Here is an 18,660-nt window from a genome sequence, read left to right as displayed (position 1 = left end):
GGCGTTCCGGTGGTGCGCCTGCTGGTCGGAGCCGTCCTGCGGGGCCTCAGGCCGCCCGGGCCTCCGTTCCCGCCGGCCCCCCCGACTCCCGTGCCCCCTGACGGAATCCCGGTATCCGGCGCCGGGCGCGCGACTGCCCCCGGCGCGGGTCCGGCGCAAGGGGCAGTGGCTGTGCGGGAGGTGAAGGGGCGGCGCAGGGGCCGGGCGGCGAGGGTCAGCCGTTGCGCGGTCCCGGGAAGGCACTCGGGCGTGCCTCCTCGCGGAGGGAGTGGTCGCCCGCGGTCGGCTGGGGCGGCATGGAGCGGGCGGCGGGCACGGTCGGCAGCCCGGGGGACACGGGCAGAGGCTGCTCCGCGATCACCTGGCTGTCCTCGTCGACCGCGGAGCCCTCCTGCTCGGCGGTCGCGGCCGCCGCGACGGCCGCGGCCGCCGAAGCCCGCCGGGTGCCGTATCTGCGGTGCACCGCCTGTTTGGTGACGCCGAGCGCCGAGCCCACCGCGTCCCACGAGAAGCCCAGCGATCGGTCGAAGTCCACCGCTGCCGTCACCAGGGTCTCGACGCTGTCCCGGAGTTCCTGGGCCAGGCGTACGGTCGGGGCGGGAGCCCTGCCGTAGACGACGAAGCCCGTGGAAGGGCCTGAGCGGCGCGGGCGGTAGACATTGCCCAGCTGAGCGGTGAGGGTGCGCAGTGCGTCCACCTGTCGGCGGACCCGCTCGATGTCTCTGACCAACAGGTGCAGGCTGGCCCGCGCTTGGGCGTCGTGGGTTGCGTGGTCGGCCATGAACAAGCCTCTCGGACCGGCGTTGAAAAGGATCGGGCCGCGCGTACGGCCCACTCTGCTTCGGACAGGTTTTTCAGGAGCTGCTGGAGTCAATGGAGTTGCTGAGTGCGGCAGGGACCGCAGGACTCAAGGGTCTTGTCCTGACGGTGTCTCGGTGTTCTTCCGGGTGCCGGGTGCTCCCGGCGGGTCTTCCCGGCAGGCTTCCGGTCAGGTGTTCCGGGCGGGTGTTCCGGTCCGCGCGGTCGGTCGGTTTCTTCCTTTCGGTCAATCTCTCTTGACCAACGCTCCACCTGCTGTTCTGGTCACGCTGCGGGGGCGTATGGGCATATGCGAGGGGCGCGCGGCGGTGCGTACGCCCCCTCGGAACGGGACCGTAGACTGGTGCGCTGCTCGTAGTCGTGTGCAGTCGGTCCGAGAGGCATCCAGTGAAACTCGTCTTCGCAGGCACCCCCGAGGTCGCCGTACCCGCCCTGGACGCCCTGATCGCATCCGGCCGGCACGAGGTGGCCGCCGTGGTGACCCGTCCCGACGCCCCCGCGGGGCGCGGCCGGCGGCTCGTGGCCAGCCCGGTCGCGCAGCGCGCCGAGGAGGCGGGCATCGAGGTGCTGAAGCCGGCCAGGCCGCGGGACGAGGACTTCCTTGCGCGGCTGCGGGAGATCGGTCCCGACTGCTGCCCGGTCGTCGCCTACGGAGCGCTGCTCCCCAGGACCGCCCTCGACGTGCCCGCCCGTGGCTGGGTCAATCTGCACTTCTCGCTGCTGCCCGCCTGGCGTGGGGCGGCGCCCGTGCAGCACTCGATCATCGCGGGCGACGAAGTGACGGGTGCGTCGACCTTCCTGATCGAGGAGGGGCTCGACTCGGGGCCGGTCTACGGCGTGCTCACCGAGGAGGTGCGCCCCACCGACACCAGCGGTGATCTGCTCACCCGGCTCGCCTTCGCGGGATCGGGACTGCTGGTGGCGACCATGGACGGGATCGAGGACGGCACCCTGCACGCGGTGCCGCAGCCGTCCGACGGGATCTCGCTGGCACCGAAGCTCACGGTCGAGAACGCCAGGGTCGACTGGTCGGCCCCCGCGATGCGGGTGGACCGGCTGGTGCGCGGCTGCACCCCCGCACCCGGCGCCTGGACCGTCTTCCGCGGGGAGCGGCTCAAACTGGTCTCCCTGGCCCCCGTCACCGACCGCACGGACCTGGCCCCCGGTGAACTGGCTGTCGCCAAGAACAGCGTGCACGCGGGCACCGGCTCGCACGCCGTCGAGCTCATCTGGGTCCAGCCCCAGGGCAAGAAGCCGATGCGTGCGGCCGACTGGGCCCGCGGGGTCCGGATCGCCGCCGGAGAGCTGCTCGACGAGTAGCGCCCGCGCCGGGTGACCCGGCCCCGCCCGGGCGCGGCGGCGGGGGCCGGGTGAACGCCCGCCGCACCGGACGCAGGCCGACCGGACGTACGCTGAGAGGGTTCGTCCCTCTCACCTTCAGCGGAGCACCTTTCACGTGACCGACCAGCCTCGCCGCCGTCCCGCGCAGCAGTCGAGACGGCAGCAGCCGAATCAGCAGTCGAAGCCCTACCGCCGTCCGCAGAAGGACCCGGTGCGGCTCCTCGCCTTCGAAGTGTTGCGGGCGGTCGACGACCGGGACGCGTACGCCAACCTCGTACTGCCGCCCCTGCTGAAGAAGGCCCGCGAGAACCCGGAGTTCGACGGGCGGGACGCCGCGCTGGCCACTGAGCTGGTGTACGGAACGCTCCGCAGGCAGGGCACGTACGACGCGGTCATCTCGGCCTGCATCGACCGCCCGCTGCGGCAGGTCGACCCGCCGGTGCTCGACGTACTGGCCCTCGGCGCGCACCAGCTCCTCGGTACCCGTATCCCCACCCACGCCGCGGTGTCCGCGAGCGTGGAGCTGGCCCGGGTGGTGCTGGGCGACGGCCGGGCGAAGTTCGTCAACGCGGTGCTGCGCAAGATCGCGGCCGATGACCTGGACGGCTGGCTGGAGCGGGTCGCGCCGCCCTACGACGACGACGCCGAGGCCCATCTGGCCGTGGTCCACTCGCACCCCCGCTGGATCGTCTCCGCGCTCTGGGACTCCCTGGGCGGTGGCCGCGCGGGGATCGAGGACCTCCTCGAAGCGGACAACGAACGCCCCGAGGTGACCCTGATCGCCAGGCCGGGCCGCTCCACCACCGACGAGCTGATCGACACCGTCGGCGAGGACTCGGCACTGCCCGGCCGCTGGTCGCCCTATGCCGTCCGGCTCGCGGAGGGCGGCGAGCCGGGTGCGATCGAAGCCGTGCGCGACGGCCGGGCCGGGGTCCAGGACGAGGGAAGCCAGCTCGTCGCCACCGCCCTGGCGAACGCACCGCTGGAGGGCCGCGACGAGCGCTGGCTCGACGGCTGCGCGGGCCCCGGAGGCAAAGCCGCCCTGCTGGCCGCGCTCGCGGCGCAGCGCGGCGCACTGCTGCTCGCATCCGAGAAGCAGCCGCACCGGGCCCGGCTCGTCGAGCGGACACTGGCGGGCAACCCGGGCCCGTACCAGGTCGTCGCGGCGGACGGGACCAGGCCGCCCTGGCTCCCCGGCACCTTCGACCGGGTACTGATGGACGTCCCCTGCACCGGGCTCGGTGCGCTGCGGCGCAGGCCCGAAGCCCGCTGGCGGCGGCGGCCCGAGGACCTGGAGGGGTTCGCCCCGCTCCAGCGCGGTCTGCTCCGCGAGGCGCTGAGCGCGGTACGGGTCGGCGGTGTCGTGGGCTACGCGACCTGCTCACCGCACCTCGCGGAGACGCGGATCGTGGTCGAGGACGTCCTCAGGGGCCGTGGCGGACAGCCCGTGGAAGCCGAGTGGATCGATGTCAGGCCGCTGATGCCGGGGGTCGCGGCGGTCGGTGAGGGCCCCGACGTACAGCTGTGGCCGCATCTGCACGGCACCGACGCGATGTACCTCGCGCTGCTGCGGCGCACGGCCTGACCGGCGCGGATGGCCCACCGGAACGAGCAGGAGCCGCTCGTTCCGGTGGGCCACCTCTCGTTGTGGCGGGCGCGTCAGTGGTGGTGGCCGTTCCGGCCGAGGGTCTCCACGGGGGTCGCGCCGGGGCGGGTCCACTGCGGCACCGGCCGGCTGGCCGGGCCCCAGGTGGCGACGCCGTCCGCGTCCGAGCGCCAGTACCAGCAGGCCTGGCGGCCCCGGGCGGGGTGCCCCTCGCGGACGTCGCCGATCACGGGCCACCCCGCCGGGCTCTCCTCCCACGCCTCGCCGCGGCCGTAGGGCGTCATGTCCAGCAGGCCGAGGGCCCCGTTGACCCGCTCATTGCCACGGCCCGTCGTGGAGTAGGTGAGGAACACGCGGTCCCCGTCGCGCAGGAAGCAGGCGATATGCCCCATCACCCCGCCGATCGGCGCGGCCACGCCCCGCACCGAGTACCAGGGCTGGGTGTATCCCATGAACTCGGTGTAGGGGGCCACCTCCTCCCACGCGCCCGTTGTCAGGACGGCGAACGAGACGCCCCGTGCGTTGAGGTAGGCGGCGTCCTTCACATGCCAGGCCGTGGTGGTGCAGCCCTCGCACTGCCCCTGATGGGGCGCGCCGTCGTACCACATGTGCTGGTAGACCACGAGTTCGTCGCGCCCCTGGAACAGATCGAGGAACGGGACCGGCCCCCCGGCTCCGGTGACCTCCACCGCGCCGTCGAGCTCGACCATCGGCAGCCGCCGCCGGGCCGCCGCGATCGCGTCGCCCTCGTGCGTGTGGGCCTTCTCGCGGACCAGCAGCGCCTCGCGCGCCGCCTCCCAGGTGGCCAGGTCGGTGACGGGCGGCCTGCCTGGGAGGCCGCTGCCGGAGCGGCCGGGCGGGGTCGTCATGGTGTCCTCCGTGGTGTCTCGTGCCGGTGTCCGCGCCGTACGACGCTCACCAGGACAGACTCCCGGCCCGGCCGGAACTCATCGCGCAAGGGGACGGGCCGGGCCTCCGGGTGTCGGCCGGGGACCCGTCGAATGCCAGGTTTGCGCGGTGTGTGCGGGTACCCGGTCCGCTCCGGCCCCCGCAGTGGCGGGCAACTCCGCCGGGGCATGGCAGGCTTGGGGCATGGCCGTGCAGATCAACCCCAGCATCCTGTCCGCCGACTTCTCCCGGCTCGCGGAGGAGGCGAAGGCCGTCGAAGGTGCCGACTGGCTCCACGTCGACGTGATGGACAACCACTTCGTGCCCAATCTGACCCTCGGGGTCCCTGTGGTGGAAGCGCTCAGCCGGGCCACGGACACCCTGCTCGACTGCCACCTCATGATCGAGGACGCGGACCGCTGGGCGCCGCAGTACGTCGAGGCGGGCGCGGGCTCCGTCACCTTCCACGCGGAGGCCGCCGCCGCCCCCGTGCGCCTCGCGCGCGAGATCAGGGCCAAGGGCGCACGGGCCTCCATGGCGCTGAAGCCCGCGACGCCCATCGAGCCGTACGAGGACCTGCTCCCCGAGCTCGACATGCTGCTGATCATGACCGTGGAGCCGGGCTTCGGCGGCCAGTCCTTCCTGGACATCATGCTCCCGAAGATCCGCCGCACCCGTGAGCTGATCTCCAAGCACGGACTCGAACTCTGGCTCCAGGTCGACGGCGGGGTCTCCGCTTCGACGATCGAGCGGTGTGCGGAGGCCGGGGCCGACGTCTTCGTCGCGGGCTCCGCGGTCTACGGCGCCGACGACCCGGCGGCAGCGGTCCGCATGCTCCGCCATCAGGCGCAGGAGACGACCGCGGCGGCGGGCTGGGCCTGCGGCCACTGAGCGGCCGCAGGATGAACGCGGCCTTACGGGGCTGATCAAGTTGTGCCGGGTCTGACAGGATGGCAGGTCCGGGAGCGAACAGCAGTAGTGAGGAGAGCGCGGTGTCTGCAATGTCGGCGGGCAGATCAGCCCTGCGGATGGGACCCGCGGAGCTGGTGCAAGCGGCGGCCATGGCCCGTCGTTTCTACCTGGAGGGAAAGTCCAAGATCCAGATCGCCGAGGAGTTCGGCGTCAGCCGGTTCAAGGTGGCCCGGGTCCTGGAGACGGCGCTGGAACGCGATCTCGTACGGATCGAGATCCGGGTTCCCGCGGAACTGGACGCCGAGCGCTCCGACGCACTGCGCGCCCGGTACGGGCTGCGCCACGCGGTCGTGGTCGAGTCCCCGGCGGACGCGGCCGACGACGCCCCCGACCCGGAGAACCTGGGCGAGGTCGCGGCCGACCTGCTGGGCGAACTGGTGACCGAGGGCGACGTGCTGGGTCTCGCCTGGGGGCGCTCCACCATCCACATGGCCGCGGCACTCAGCGTGCTCCCGCCGTGCACGGTGGTGCAGCTGACCGGGGTGTACGACGCGGGGACCGCCGAGCGCGGCTCCGTCGAGGCGGTGCGCCGGGCAGCACAGGTGTCAGGCGGGGAAGCCCACCCCATCTACGCCCCGATGCTGCTGCCGGACCCGGCCACCGCCGCCGCGCTGCGCAACCAGACCGGTATCGCGCGCGCCTTCGAGTACTTCGACAAGGTGACCGTGGCCGCGGTGTCCATCGGCTCCTGGGAGCCGGGCATCTCGACGGTCCACGACATGCTCAGCGACGCCGAGCGGGCCCACTACGCCTCGCTGGGCGTTGCCGCCGAGATGTCCGCGCACCTCTTCGACGCGGAGGGGCGGCGGGTCGGCCGGGACCTCGGCGAACGGTGCATCACCGTGGAGGCCGACCGGCTGCGCCGGATCCCCGAGGTCGTGGCCATCGCGGGCGGCCAGCGCAAGGCGGCGGCGATCGGTGCCGTCCTGAAGTCGGGCCTCGTCACCAGCCTGGTCACCGACACGGCGGCCGCGGACTTCCTGCTGACGGAGACCGGACCGGGGCCCCGCCCCGCGCTGAACCGCGCGGACCCCGACGGGGACTGAGCCCCGGCGGGGCGCCGGGGGCGGTCCCGGACGCACGATCCCGTGCGCGCCGCGGTCGGTCCCGGCCGCGGCGCGCTCAGGCCCGCCCGCGGGCCTCTTTGAAGCGGGCCAGGCCTTCGGAGAGTTCGAGCAGCGGCCCGGGGTAGTCGTACGCCTCGCGCTCGGGCCCGCGCAGCTTCCACGGCTCGTGCGCTGCGGCCCCGTCCAGCCCGGCCAGTTCGGGCACCCAGCGCCGGACATAGTCGCCCTGGGGGTCGTACCGCTTGCCCTGGGTGACCGGGTTGAACACGCGGTTCGGCCTGCTGTCCGTGCCGGTGCCGGCCACCCACTGCCAGTTGAGCTGGTTGTTGGCGACATCGCCGTCCACCAGCAGCTCCAGGAAGTGCCGCGCACCGACCCGCCAGTCCACGTACAGCGTCTTGGCGAGAAAACTGGCGGTGAGCAGCCGCCCCCGGTTGTGCATCCAGCCCTCGTGCCGCAGCTGCCGCATGGCGGCGTCGACCACCGGATAGCCGGTCCGCCCCTCCTTCCAGGCAGTGATCTCCCGCGCGGCGGACCGCTCGGAACGCCAGTGGTCGTGCTGCGAGCGGTAGTCGGCGGAAGCGGCTGCCGGGCGGGCGGTCAGCACCTGGTGGTGGAAGTCCCGCCAGCACAGCTGTCGTACGAACGCCTCACCACCCGGGCCGCCCTTCCGGATGGCACCCCGCACCAGCTCGACGGGGGAGAGGGTGCCGAAGTGCAGGTGCGGCGAGAGCCTGGACGTGAGATCGCCCGCCAGATCGTCGTGGTGGTCCTCGTACCCGGCGAGCCCGTGCCGCTGCCAGGACGCCCACCGGGCGCGGCCCTCCCGCTCGCCGCCCGCGGCCAGCCCCTCCGAGACCCCGGAGACGCCACTGCGCGAGGGCAGCCGGTCCGAACGGGCGCCGCCGGGCACCCGCACCGTGCGCGGCGCCGCCTGAACGGAACGCATCCGCTCCTGGGACCAGTGCCTGAAGTACGGGGTGAAGACCGCGAAGTGGTCCGAAGAGGCCGGCGTGACCGCGCCCGGCGGTACGGCGGTGATCACCGCGTCGTGGACGCGCAGCCGCCGGCCGTCCGACTCCAGGGCCGCCCGCAGCCGCTCCTCGCGCCGCTGCGCGTACGCGCTGACCCCGGCGGCCATGTGCACCTCGGTGGCTCCGGTCTCCGCGGCCACCCGGCAGACCTCGCGGGTCACGCCCCCCGACCGCAGGACGAGCCGTCCGCCGCGCTCCCGCAGCCCCGCGTCCAGGCCGGCAAGACAGTCGGCCAGGAAGGCCTGCCGGTTGGGCGTGGCGAAGCCCGCCGCCTCGATGGCCTCGTCGCGGACGAACAGCGGCACCACCTCGTCCGCCGACGCGAGCGCCGCGTGCAGCGGCGGGTTGTCGTGCAGCCGGAGGTTGGACGTGAACAGGGCGACCGACACGGTCATGCGCCACTCCTCTTCGGGACTCGTGGGGGAAGGGGCTCGCGGGGAGAGCGGGGCGGGAAGGACGGGACCGCCGGCGTGCACGACCGGGGTCGGCCGGACCGGACGGCAGGGGAGCGGGCGGGGCGGGTCAGCCGCCTGCTGCGGGCTCCGCACGGGCCCGGCTCCGGCGCTCCGCCGCCCCCGCGATATTGCGTGCCATACCGCCGAAGACCAGGGAATGGAAGGGCGCGACACTCCACCAGTACGCGTGTCCGAGCAGACCGCGGGGGTGGAAGAGAGCGCGCTGCCGGTAGCGCGTGCGCCCCTGCTCGTCCCGGTCGACGGACATCTCCAGCCAGGCGAGCCCCGGCAGCCGCATCTCGGCCCGCAGTCGCAGCAGCCGGCCCGGCTCGATCGCCTCGACCCGCCAGAAGTCCAGCGAGTCGCCGACCCTGAGCCGCTGGGCGTCCCGCCTGCCGCGCCGCAGGCCGACCCCGCCGGCCAGCCGGTCGAGCGAGCCGCGCACGGACCAGGCGAGCGGGAAGGAGTACCAGCCGTTGTCGCCCCCGACGCCCTCGACGATCTGCCAGAGCGCCTCCGGGGTCGCCTCCGTGGTCAGCTGACGCCGGTCCGTATAGAGGCTGCCGCCCGCCCAGTCGGGGTCGGTGGGCAGCGGATCGCTCGGGGCGCCGGGCAGCGAAGCGGACGACCACCGCGTCGTGACCTGGGCGTCCTGTACCCGCTGGAGCGCCAGCTGGAGGGCTCTGCTGAAGGTGAAGGGAACACCGGGGCCGTCCGGCACATACCGCGCGATGTCGTGTTCGCGGCAGACGACTTCGTAGCGCAGCGACTCGGCGAGCGGCCGGGCGAGTGAGCGCGGGACGGGGGTGACGAGCCCGATCCAGTGGCTCGACAGCCGCGGTGACAGCATCGGCACCGGCAGGATGAGCCGGTGCGGGAGGCCGGCGACCGCGGCGAAGCGCCGCATCATGTCGCGGTACGTCATGACGTCGGGTCCGCCGATGTCGAAGGACCGGTGCACACCGGCGGGGAGCCGGGCACTGCCCACCAGGTACCGCAGCACGTCCCGGACGGCGATCGGCTGGATCCGGGTGCTGACCCAGCTCGGCGTGACCATGACGGGCAGCCGTTCGGTGAGATACCGCAGCATCTCGAAGGACGCGGAGCCGGAGCCGATGATGACCGCGGCGCGGAGCACGGCGGTCGGCACCCCGGAGTCGAGGAGGATGCGGCCCACTTCGGCCCGCGAGCGCAGATGCGGCGAGAGTTCCTGGTCCGGTACGCCGTCCGGGGTGAGCCCTCCCAGGTAGACGATGCGTCGGACACCGGCGGCCCGTGCCTGCTCGCCGAAGATCCGGGCGGCGGCGCGGTCCTTCTCCTCGAAACCGGAGCCGGTGTTCAGCGCGTGCACCAGGTAGTACGCCACGTCGATGCCCCGCATGGCCGCGGCCACCGACCCGGCATCGGTGACGTCTCCCCGTACGACGCCCGCCCGGCCGGCCCAGGGGTGGTCCCGCAGCTTCTCCGGTGTCCTGGCCAGACAGCGGACGCTGTGACCTGCGTCCAGCAGCTCGGGCACCAGCCGGCCGCCGATATAGCCCGTCGCCCCGGTCACCAGGCAGCGCAGTGCGGGGGAGTGCTGTGCGGGTGCCGCTTCACCGTCGCTCATGAGATCTCCGGTCATATCGCTCTCAGCTGCCATTACGGGACGTTCCGTCTCTTCCCCTCCTATCCTTGCTTCTCCCCCGGGACTGTCCATGGATGCGGCAGACGGGCGTCCGTGGGCCGATCGCGTGACCGGCCGCGCCCCTGCGGCGTGACGGACCTCCAGTCGCCCCCGGCGCCCCGGCCGTTCCTGCCCGCCCGGCGGCCGGTCCTGGCGCCCGCCGGACGCGCGGTCCCCGCGGCACCGGCGAGAGAAATACGCCCCGAGGACGTCTACTGAAATCCGGACGAGAGAGCGAAGGGCGGATCCCCATGACGGACCACCGGGGCCGGCGCTGCGATGTCATCGTGATCGGTGCGGGCCTCGCAGGGCTCGCCTGTGCCGGGGACCTGTGCCGGGCGGGGCTGTCCGTGACCCTGCTGGAGGCTTCGGACACGGTCGGCGGCAGGATGCGCACGGACCGGCGGGACGGATTCCTCCTCGACCGCGGCTTCCAGGTGTTCAACACGTCCTACCCGCAGGTGAAACAGAGAATGTGGCTCCGGGGGCTGCGGCTGCGCGCCTTCACCCCCGGCGCCCTGGTGCACACCCCGTCGGGGCGGTTGCGGTTCAGCGACCCGACCCGGCGGCCGGGTGTGGCGGTGGACCTGCTGTCGCTGCGGCCGGTCGCGGGCCGCCGCGACCTCCTGGCGCTCGGCCTGCTCTCCGCGCGCGACCTGTTCGGCCCGGTCAGTGCGGTGAAGCGCTCGGCGGACCGTACGACGCGCACGGCGCTCGCCGACGCCGGGATCTCCGAGCGACTGGTCGAGGTGTTCTTCCGGCCCTTCCTCTCCGGTGTCTTCCTGGAGGACAGCCTCGAAACCTCGTCGCGCTTCTTCCACCTGGTCTGGCGCAGCATGCTCCGGGGCACCCAGTGCCTGCCCGCCGCGGGGATCGGCGCCGTCCCCGCCCAGCTCGCCGGCGCTCTGCCGCCAGGGGTGCTGAGCCGCGGCACCCCCGTGCGGGCGCTCACCGACGCGGGCGTCGAGCTGCCGGACGGCACGGAGCTCCACGCGCCCTGCGTGGTGGTCGCGGCCGGCCCCGGCGCCGCGGCGGCGCTGTTGCCCGGCCTGGCGGTGCCGGCCACCCGCACCGTCACGACGTACTACCACTCCGCCCCGCAGCCGCCGCTGCACGAGCCGACCCTGATGGTGGACAGCGAGCACCGTTTCCTCAACACCTGCGTACTGAGCGAGGTCGCTCCCACCTACGCCCCGGCCGACCGCTCGCTGATCTCCACCTCCGTCCTCGGCCCCGGCGGCCCGGCGGAGGAGGGGCGGCTGCGCGCCGCGCTCGCGGACGTGTACCGGACCGACACCTCGTCCTGGGAGCTCCTCGCCCCCTACACGGTGGTGGGCGCCCTGCCTGCGATGCCGGCGCCCTGGCCGCTGAGCCGTACGACGCGGGTGACCCCCGGGCGCTATGTGTGCGGGGACCACCGCGCCACGGGCTCCGTGCAGGGGGCGCTCGCCTCCGGGGCGCGGGCGGCGCGGGAAGTCCTGGAGGACCGCGGCGGCCCGCACGGGCCGGCGTGAGCGCCCGGCAGGCACTGCCCGGTGCCCTTTGGCGGAACATACGAGCCACGCCGCCACGGCCCTGGCGGAAGCCACAGAAGAGGGGGCGGGCATTCGCCACCCGGCCCCCCATCGGCGATGATGGCCTAGGAGCCGCAGCCTGATCCTCTCCCGGACGGCGCTGACTTCCCGCCCGCCCATTCTGTATAACCGCAGGTGAGAGAGTTAGTATGCGTTTCCTCAATGACCTGAAGCCGCCGTACGACCTGACGTACGACGATGTGTTCATGGTGCCGAGCCGCTCGGCTGTCGGCTCCCGGCAGGGTGTCGACCTGTCCGCCCCCGACGGCACCGGCACCACCATCCCGCTGATCGTCGCGAACATGACGGCCATCGCGGGCCGCCGGATGGCCGAGACCGTCGCCCGGCGCGGCGGCCTCGTCGTCATCCCGCAGGACATCCCGATCGAGGTCGTCACCGAGGTCATCTCCTGGGTGAAGACGCGCCACCATGTGCTGGACACCCCCATCGTGCTCGCCCCGACGCAGACGGTCGCCGACGCGCTGTCGCTGCTGCCCAAGCGCGCGCACAACGCGGGTGTCGTCGTGGACGAGGACGGCAGGCCCATCGGTGTGGTGACCGACGAGGACCTGGCCCGCGTCGACCGCTTCACCCAGCTCTCCGAAGTCATGTCCTCCAAGGACCTGGTGCTCCTCGACGCGGACATCGACCCGCGGGAGGCGTTCAACCGGCTCGACGGCGCCAACCGCCGCTACGCCCCCGCGGTCGACGCCGACGGCAGGCTGGCCGGCATCCTGACCCGGCGCGGCGCCCTGCGCGCGACCCTCTACTCCCCGGCCGTCGACGCCCGGGGCAGGCTGCGTATCGCCGCGGCCGTCGGGATCAACGGCGATGTCGCGGGCAAGGCCAAGCAGCTGCTCGACGCGGGCGCCGACACGATCGTCGTGGACACCGCGCACGGCCACCAGGAGTCGATGATCGCCGCGGTCAGGGCAGTGCGGGCACTCGACCCGCAGGTCCCGATCGTCGCGGGCAACATCGTGGCGGCCGAGGGCGTACGCGATCTCATCGAGGCCGGAGCCGACATCATCAAGGTCGGTGTGGGCCCCGGGGCCATGTGCACCACCCGGATGATGACGGGCGTGGGCCGCCCGCAGTTCTCCGCCGTACTCGAATGCGCCACGGAGGCGCGGAAGTTCGGCAAGCACGTCTGGGCCGACGGTGGGGTCAGGCACCCGCGCGACGTGGCGATGGCACTGGCCGCCGGGGCGTCGAACGTCATGATCGGCTCCTGGTTCGCCGGGACGTACGAGTCCCCGGGCGACCTCCAGCAGGCCGCCGACGGCCGCTGGTACAAGGAGTCGTTCGGGATGGCGTCGGCCCGCGCCGTCCGCAACCGTACGAGCGAGGAGTCGGCCTACGACCGCGCCCGCAAGGGGTTGTTCGAGGAGGGCATCTCCACTTCGCGGATGTTCCTGGACCCGGCCCGCCCCGGCGTCGAGGACCTGATCGACTCGATCATCGCGGGCGTCCGTTCCTCCTGCACCTACGCCGGTGCCAACACCCTGGAGGAGTTCGCCGAGAAGGCGATCGTCGGGGTGCAGAGCGCCGCCGGGTACGCCGAGGGCAAGCCGCTGCACGCCAGCTGGGGCTGACCGTCACGACGCCGGAACCGGCCACCGCGGTCACCGCGGTGGCCGGTTCCGGCGTTTTCCGCTCTCCGCTGTCCGCTCTCCGCTGTCCGCTCGCCGCTGTCAGGCGGCGCGGCCCGGCGGGTGCGGCCCGGCGGGCGCGGCCGGTCCTGTGACCGCCCGCGTGACGGTGCGGTGCCGACGGAGCGGAGGCGACCGTTCCGGCCGTGCCGCCGCCCCGCACCGCCACCCCGTGCGGTCCGGCCTGACGCCGCTCCCGTACCCCGTGTCCCGCACGCCCCGTACCTGCGGCATCCCGCGTCGCAGCCTCCTCCGGGCCCCCTCCGCGCGCGGCCGACCGGCGGCGCATTGGCCGAAATCATGCGTATGGAGCGCTCCTCAGCGGGTAGCCCGAACTGCGGCAACTGCCGGAGCAGGAGAGAGGGAGGACACCATGCCCCTGTCGACCACCGTCCCGTCCGGTCCCGCCCCGCACACCGCCGGACTGCCCGGCCGGGCTCCGGCTCCGGGGGAGCTCCCCCGGGTGGCGGATCCCTCGAAGGTCGCACCCCAGGACGCCCGCGAACTCTCCCGGCTCTTCTTCGCCACCCTCGACACCGCCCCCGAGGGCACACGTGCGCATCAGTACGCGCGCAACACCCTCATAGAGCTGAACCTCTCACTTGTCGGATTCGCAGCCGTCCGCTTCCGCAGTCGCACCGACCAGACGGAGGACATCGTCCAGGTCGGCACCATCGGACTGATCAAGGCGATCGACCGGTTCCAGCTCTCACGCGAAGTGGAGTTCGCGACCTTCGCGATGCCCTGCATCATCGGCGAGATCAGACGCTTCTTCCGTGACACCAGCTGGTCCGTCCACGTCCCCCGGCGGCTCCAGGAACTGCGGATCACGCTGGCCAAGGCGTCCGACGAGCTCTTCCAGCGCCTCGACCGCTCCCCGACGCCGGCCGAACTGGCCGCGCACCTCCGGATGGACGAGGAGGACGTCATAGAAGGCCTGATCGCGGCCAACGGCTATACCGCAGGCTCCATCGACTCCGCCGTCGACGACGGAGGGGAGGGCGGGACCAGGACACTCGCCGACCGGCTCGGCGAAGCCGACAGCGGCCTGGACCTCGTCGAGAACCTCACGGTGCTGAAACCGCTCGTCGCCCGGCTCTGCGCCAGGGACCGGCGCATCCTGCGGATGCGGTACGGCGACGAGCTGACCCAGTCACAGATCGGAGCCGAACTGGGCGTCTCCCAGATGCACGTCTCCCGGCTGCTGGCACGGATCACCGCACAGCTGCGGACCGGGCTGCTCGGCCCGGAGTGACCGCCCGCAGCGCAGGGCCGGACCGCACCCGTGGCGCATAACCGGCCATCCGGCGCCGGGCCTCCTCAGCCGGCCGCCGGCTGCGACCAGATCGCCCGGACCGTCTTGCCGGACGCGCGCGGGCTGACCTCGACGCGCCCCGCCAGGCGCAGCACCATGTGCCACCCGAAACCGCCGCCGCCCGCGAAGTCGGGCTCACGGGCCACCGGATGCGAGGGACTGTCGTCGTCCATCTCCACCACCAGCGTCCCGGCCTCCGCGCTGAGCCGCAGCCGCCACCAGCCCGCCGTGTGCCGGGCGGCGTTGGCGACGAGCTCGCTGATCACGAGCAGCACAGCGTCGACATCCGCCCAGGGGCAGTGCTGGGTCAGAAATCGGCTGGCGGTATCGCGGGCCGTGGCACTGTCTGCCAACGGCGAATCCAGGACAACCACGGGCGGCTCCTCAGTCATCTCCCGCTCGCTTACCCCGCCTGCGCCAGTCCATCACTCCCGGATCGCGGGTTCGCCCCCAGCGGAATCCGGGACGCCGCGGGGGGCCCGGTGGGGGGTGGCGGGACCTGTTCCACAGGCGCACAACAAATCGTCGCATCGACGTGGTGACACGCAACAAATCGCGCAGTGATGCGCAATGGACGCGTCTTGTCCCCGCCGAGTCGCTGAACGTACCGTCGGTCTGTCCCCAGGATTCCCTTCTGCACCCTTCGACGAGGTCTGCCATGCCGCCGCTGCGCACCGCCCTGCTCCAGAGTTCCGGCCGCCCGGGCGACGTCGCGGAGAACCTCGCGGTACTGGAGGAGGCCGCGGGCCGGGCCGCCGCTTCGGGCGCCGGACTGCTGGCCTGCCCGGAGCTGTTCCTGACCGGGTACGCGATCGGTGACGACCTGCCCCGGCTGGCCGAGCCCGCCGACGGCCCGGGTGCGCAGGCCGTCGCGGAGATCGCCGTGCGCCACGGGATCGCGGTCCTCTACGGCTACCCCGAACAGCACGGCGGCGTGCTGTACAACGCGGCCCAGCTGATCGGCGCCGACGGTACGAGCCTGGCCAACTACCGCAAGACCCATCTCTTCGGCTGCTTCGAGCAGAAGTGGTTCACGCCGGGGGACACCCCCGTCGTCCAGGCCGGGCTGGGCGGCCTGCGGATCGGGATCATGATCTGCTACGACGTGGAGTTCCCGGAGAACGTCCGCGCACACGCCCTCGCGGGGACCGACCTGCTCCTGGTGCCGACCGCCCAGATGCACCCCTTCCAGTTCGTTGCCGAGTCGCTGGTGCCGGTCCGGGCCTTCGAGAACCAGCTCTACATCGCCTATGTGAACCGGACCGGGGCCGAGGGCGACTTCGAGTTCGTCGGCCTCAGCTGCCTGGCCGGCCCCGACGGAACCGTGCGGGCCCGCGCCGGGCGCGGCACTGAGCTGGTCACCGCCGACGCCGACCCCGCCCTGCTGCGCGGATCGCGTGAGCTCAACCCGTACCTCCGCGACCGCCGCCCGGCCCTCTACGGCTCGCTGGCCTGAGCTCCGCCCGGCCCTCATCCCCCCGCCTTCAGCTTCAGCCGCTTTCCGCGGCTCTCCGTGCAAGGAGCCCGTACCCCATGACGTCCACGGTGCCCACCACCGCAGTCCAGCACGCCGACGGCCAGCCGCCGATCACCATGTTCGGACCGGATTTCCCGTACGCCTACGACGACTTCCTGGCCCACCCGGCGGGCCTCGGCCAGATACCGGCCACCGCGCACGGCACCGAGGTCGCGGTGATCGGCGGCGGCCTCTCGGGGATCATCACGGCGTACGAGCTCATGAAGATGGGTCTCAAGCCGGTGGTCTACGAGGCGGACCGGATCGGCGGGCGGCTGCGCACCGTGGGCTTCGACGGCTGCGACCCGTCGCTCACCGCGGAGCTGGGGGCCATGCGCTTCCCGCCGTCGTCCACGGCGCTGCAGCACTACATCGACCTGGTGGGCCTGGAGACGAAGTCCTTCCCCAACCCGCTGGCGCCCGGCACCCCTTCGACCGTGGTCGATCTCAAGGGCCAGTCGCACTACGCCACATCCGTGGACGACCTGCCCCAGGTCTACCGCGATGTGATGCACGCGTGGAACAGCTGCCTGGAGGAGGGCGCGGACTTCTCCGACATGAACCGCGCCCTGCGTGAGCGCGACGTACCGCGAATCCGGGAGATCTGGGCGCGGCTCGTCGAGCAGCTGGACGACCAGACGTTCTACGGCTTCCTCTGCGCGTCCGAGGCGTTCTCCTCGTTCCGGCACCGCGAGATCTTCGGACAGGTCGGCTTCGGGACGGGCGGCTGGGACACCGACTTCCCCAACTCCATCCTGGAGATCCTCCGGGTCGTGTACACCGAGGCGGACGACCACCACCGCGGGATCGTGGGGGGCTCTCAGCAGCTGCCGCTGAGGCTCTGGGAGCGCGAGCCGCAGAAGACGGTCCACTGGCCCTCCGGCACCTCCCTCTCCTCGCTGCACGCGGGGGAGCCCCGCCCCGCGGTGACCCGGCTGCACCGCACGGCGGGCAACCGCATCACCGTCACCGACGCGTCCGGCGACATCCGGACCTACCCGGCCGCGGTCTTCACCGCGCAGTCCTGGATGCTGCTGTCCAAGATCGACTGTGCCGACTCCCTCTTCCCCATCGACCACTGGACGGCGATGGAGCGCACCCATTACATGGAGTCGTCGAAGCTGTTCGTCCCGGTGGACCGGCCCTTCTGGCTCGACGGGGCCGTCGACGACAACGGCCGTCCGACCGGCCGCGACACCATGTCGATGACGCTCACAGACCGGATGACCCGGGGCACCTATCTGCTGGACGACGGCCCGGACCGGCCCGCCACCATCTGCCTCTCGTACACCTGGTGCGACGACAGCCTCAAGTGGCTGCCGCTCTCCGCGCAGGAGCGGATGGAGGTCATGCTGAAGTCGCTCGGCGAGATCTACCCGAAGGTGGACATACGGAGCCACATCATCGGGAACCCGGTCACGGTCTCCTGGGAGGACGAGCCCTACTTCATGGGCGCGTTCAAGGCGAACCTCCCCGGCCACTACCGCTACCAGCGGCGTCTGTTCACCCACTTCATGCAGGACAGGCTCCCCGAGGACCGGCGGGGGCTGTTCCTCGCCGGTGACGACATCTCCTGGACGGCGGGCTGGGCCGAGGGTGCCGTCCAGACCGCCCTCAACGCGGTCTGGGGGGTCATGCACCACTTCGGCGGTACGACCGACGCGGCCAACCCGGGGCCCGGTGACCTGTACGACGAGATCGCCCCGGTGGAGCTGCCGGAGGACTGAGCCTCCAGGACGAGCGGAAGAGCGAAAGAGGGGCGGACGGGGCCGAACCGGCTCCGTCCGCCCCTCACCCGTCCGCCCCGGCCGGTGCCGTCAGACACCGGCCGCGCGCGCCGCCGCGTACACCTCGGCGGCCACGTCCGTCAGTTCCCGCGCGTCACGCGTCGTGCCCTGGAGGTCGAGCAGGAACTCGGTGGCCACCCCGGTCTCCGCGTGCGCCACCAGGTCATCGACGATCTGCCCGGTACTGCCCTGGAACGGTTTGCGGTCCGCGCCCACGTACGGCCGGGCACTGTGGGCCGCGTTGACGCGGACCGTCGCGGTCAGCGGCCGATCGCGTCCCCGTCCGGCCGCCGCGTCCTGGATCTTCCGCCAGTCCTCGGCGAGTGCGCGGGCCCCGAGTGCGACGGGCATCCAGCCGTCAGCGCGGTCGACGAGACGCCGGATCGCACGGGGGCCGCCGGCCGGCAGCCGCACCGGGATCGGCCGGGCCGGTTTGGGGCCGACCTCGGAGGGGGCGATGGTGGTGAACTCCCCTGCGTACGACACCGGATCGGGGCCCCACACCGCCTGGAAGACGTCGAGCAATTCGTCGAGGAAGGCGCCACGCCTGCCGAACGGCGCCACGGCCGCCGCCGCGTACTCGTCGCTCGACCACCCCGTCCCGATACCGGCCACGACCCGGCCACCGCTCGCCGCGTCGAGCGTGGCGAGGGAGCGGGCCAGCTGGAAGGGCACATGCAGCGGGGCCACCAGCACACTCGTGCCCAGCTGCGCCCGCCCGGTTGCCGCGGCGGCCAGTGCCAGGGTCACCAGGGGGTCGGCCACCGAGCGGTACCGGTCGGGCCAGGGAAGCCCCGGTACGCCGTACAGCCCCTGGGTGGCGGGCTCCGGGAAGAGGATCCGCTCGAAGACCCACAGCGATTCGAAGCCGGTCTCCTCGGCGGCGCGGGCCACCGCGGGTACGTCACGGCCGATGGCGTACTGCTTCATCTGGGGAAGGCCGAGACCGAGCGGGATCGCCATGGTGG

At 72.7% G+C, this 18,660-nt stretch carries 15 protein-coding genes; 9 read left to right on the top strand and 6 right to left on the bottom strand.

The window, feature by feature from the left end; translation table 11 throughout:
- Positions 1-214: 214 nt before the first annotated feature.
- Complete coding sequence (locus tag OG917_RS05645) at positions 215-781, bottom strand: hypothetical protein (RefSeq protein WP_328316423.1); 567 nt, start codon at positions 779-781, stop codon at positions 215-217.
- A 425-nt stretch (positions 782-1,206) separates the two neighbouring features.
- Between OG917_RS05645 and fmt the strand changes: the two genes are divergently transcribed.
- Both fmt and OG917_RS05635 read left to right on the top strand, forming a co-directional pair.
- Positions 1,207-2,139, top strand: coding sequence for a methionyl-tRNA formyltransferase (fmt, locus tag OG917_RS05640; protein WP_328316422.1), 933 nt, complete (start codon positions 1,207-1,209; stop codon positions 2,137-2,139).
- 136 nt (positions 2,140-2,275) lie between these two features.
- Complete coding sequence (locus OG917_RS05635; protein ID WP_443058912.1) at positions 2,276-3,745, top strand: RsmB/NOP family class I SAM-dependent RNA methyltransferase; 1,470 nt, start codon at positions 2,276-2,278, stop codon at positions 3,743-3,745.
- Between the two features lie 74 nt (positions 3,746-3,819).
- Here the strand turns inward: OG917_RS05635 and OG917_RS05630 are convergent, their stop codons facing one another.
- Complete coding sequence (locus OG917_RS05630; RefSeq protein WP_328316421.1) at positions 3,820-4,635, bottom strand: DUF899 family protein; 816 nt, start codon at positions 4,633-4,635, stop codon at positions 3,820-3,822.
- 223 nt (positions 4,636-4,858) lie between these two features.
- Between OG917_RS05630 and rpe the strand changes: the two genes are divergently transcribed.
- Positions 4,859-5,545, top strand: a complete 687-nt coding sequence (rpe, locus tag OG917_RS05625) for a ribulose-phosphate 3-epimerase (protein ID WP_328316420.1) — start codon at positions 4,859-4,861, stop codon at positions 5,543-5,545.
- Between the two features lie 110 nt (positions 5,546-5,655).
- Positions 5,656-6,672, top strand: coding sequence for a sugar-binding transcriptional regulator (locus tag OG917_RS05620; protein WP_328321674.1), 1,017 nt, complete (start codon positions 5,656-5,658; stop codon positions 6,670-6,672).
- Between the two features lie 76 nt (positions 6,673-6,748).
- Here the strand turns inward: OG917_RS05620 and OG917_RS05615 are convergent, their stop codons facing one another.
- Entirely contained in the window at positions 6,749-8,122 is a 1,374-nt protein-coding gene (locus tag OG917_RS05615) for a cryptochrome/photolyase family protein (protein WP_328316419.1), read from the bottom strand.
- Positions 8,123-8,249: 127 nt separating this feature from the next.
- On the bottom strand, positions 8,250-9,791 hold the full coding sequence (locus OG917_RS05610) for an SDR family oxidoreductase (protein WP_328316418.1): 1,542 nt from the start codon (positions 9,789-9,791) through the stop codon (positions 8,250-8,252).
- A 308-nt stretch (positions 9,792-10,099) separates the two neighbouring features.
- Between OG917_RS05610 and OG917_RS05605 the strand changes: the two genes are divergently transcribed.
- The 3 genes from OG917_RS05605 to OG917_RS05595 all read left to right on the top strand — a co-directional run bounded on the left by OG917_RS05605 (position 10,100) and on the right by OG917_RS05595 (position 14,329).
- Positions 10,100-11,362, top strand: a complete 1,263-nt coding sequence (locus tag OG917_RS05605; protein ID WP_328316417.1) for an NAD(P)/FAD-dependent oxidoreductase — start codon at positions 10,100-10,102, stop codon at positions 11,360-11,362.
- 209 nt (positions 11,363-11,571) lie between these two features.
- Positions 11,572-13,017, top strand: a complete 1,446-nt coding sequence (locus tag OG917_RS05600; RefSeq protein WP_328316416.1) for a GuaB1 family IMP dehydrogenase-related protein — start codon at positions 11,572-11,574, stop codon at positions 13,015-13,017.
- Positions 13,018-13,447: 430 nt separating this feature from the next.
- Positions 13,448-14,329, top strand: a complete 882-nt coding sequence (locus OG917_RS05595) for an RNA polymerase sigma factor SigF (protein WP_328316415.1) — start codon at positions 13,448-13,450, stop codon at positions 14,327-14,329.
- Positions 14,330-14,394: 65 nt separating this feature from the next.
- Here the strand turns inward: OG917_RS05595 and OG917_RS05590 are convergent, their stop codons facing one another.
- Positions 14,395-14,763 (bottom strand): ATP-binding protein, encoded by a 369-nt coding sequence (locus OG917_RS05590; protein ID WP_328316414.1) that lies wholly within the window; start codon positions 14,761-14,763, stop codon positions 14,395-14,397.
- Between the two features lie 284 nt (positions 14,764-15,047).
- Between OG917_RS05590 and OG917_RS05585 the strand changes: the two genes are divergently transcribed.
- Positions 15,048-15,845: a carbon-nitrogen hydrolase family protein gene (locus OG917_RS05585; protein WP_328316413.1), complete on the top strand. Its 798-nt coding sequence runs from the start codon at positions 15,048-15,050 to the stop codon at positions 15,843-15,845.
- Positions 15,846-15,922: 77 nt separating this feature from the next.
- The gene (locus tag OG917_RS05580) at positions 15,923-17,632 is read left to right on the top strand and encodes a flavin monoamine oxidase family protein (protein WP_328316412.1); all 1,710 of its coding nucleotides are present in this window, start codon (positions 15,923-15,925) and stop codon (positions 17,630-17,632) included.
- 90 nt (positions 17,633-17,722) lie between these two features.
- Here the strand turns inward: OG917_RS05580 and OG917_RS05575 are convergent, their stop codons facing one another.
- The gene (locus OG917_RS05575; RefSeq protein WP_328316411.1) at positions 17,723-18,655 is read right to left on the bottom strand and encodes a TIGR03619 family F420-dependent LLM class oxidoreductase; all 933 of its coding nucleotides are present in this window, start codon (positions 18,653-18,655) and stop codon (positions 17,723-17,725) included.
- Positions 18,656-18,660: the final 5 nt, after the last annotated feature.

This window comes from Streptomyces sp. NBC_00388 (assembly GCF_036061255.1).
Classification (GTDB): domain Bacteria; phylum Actinomycetota; class Actinomycetes; order Streptomycetales; family Streptomycetaceae; genus Streptomyces.
This window is presented reverse-complemented; position numbering and strand designations above follow the sequence as displayed.

Coding starts and splice junctions, on each gene's coding strand:
- OG917_RS05645 (WP_328316423.1), bottom strand. CDS start 781: ATGGCCGACCACGCAACCCACGACGCCCAAGCGCGGGCCAGCCTGCAC.
- OG917_RS05630 (WP_328316421.1), bottom strand. CDS start 4,635: ATGACGACCCCGCCCGGCCGCTCCGGCAGCGGCCTCCCAGGCAGGCCG.
- rpe (WP_328316420.1), top strand. CDS start 4,859: ATGGCCGTGCAGATCAACCCCAGCATCCTGTCCGCCGACTTCTCCCGG.
- OG917_RS05620 (WP_328321674.1), top strand. CDS start 5,656: ATGTCGGCGGGCAGATCAGCCCTGCGGATGGGACCCGCGGAGCTGGTG.
- OG917_RS05615 (WP_328316419.1), bottom strand. CDS start 8,122: ATGACCGTGTCGGTCGCCCTGTTCACGTCCAACCTCCGGCTGCACGAC.
- OG917_RS05610 (WP_328316418.1), bottom strand. CDS start 9,791: ATGAGCGACGGTGAAGCGGCACCCGCACAGCACTCCCCCGCACTGCGC.
- OG917_RS05605 (WP_328316417.1), top strand. CDS start 10,100: ATGACGGACCACCGGGGCCGGCGCTGCGATGTCATCGTGATCGGTGCG.
- OG917_RS05600 (WP_328316416.1), top strand. CDS start 11,572: ATGCGTTTCCTCAATGACCTGAAGCCGCCGTACGACCTGACGTACGAC.
- OG917_RS05595 (WP_328316415.1), top strand. CDS start 13,448: ATGCCCCTGTCGACCACCGTCCCGTCCGGTCCCGCCCCGCACACCGCC.
- OG917_RS05585 (WP_328316413.1), top strand. CDS start 15,048: ATGCCGCCGCTGCGCACCGCCCTGCTCCAGAGTTCCGGCCGCCCGGGC.
- OG917_RS05580 (WP_328316412.1), top strand. CDS start 15,923: ATGACGTCCACGGTGCCCACCACCGCAGTCCAGCACGCCGACGGCCAG.
- OG917_RS05575 (WP_328316411.1), bottom strand. CDS start 18,655: ATGGCGATCCCGCTCGGTCTCGGCCTTCCCCAGATGAAGCAGTACGCC.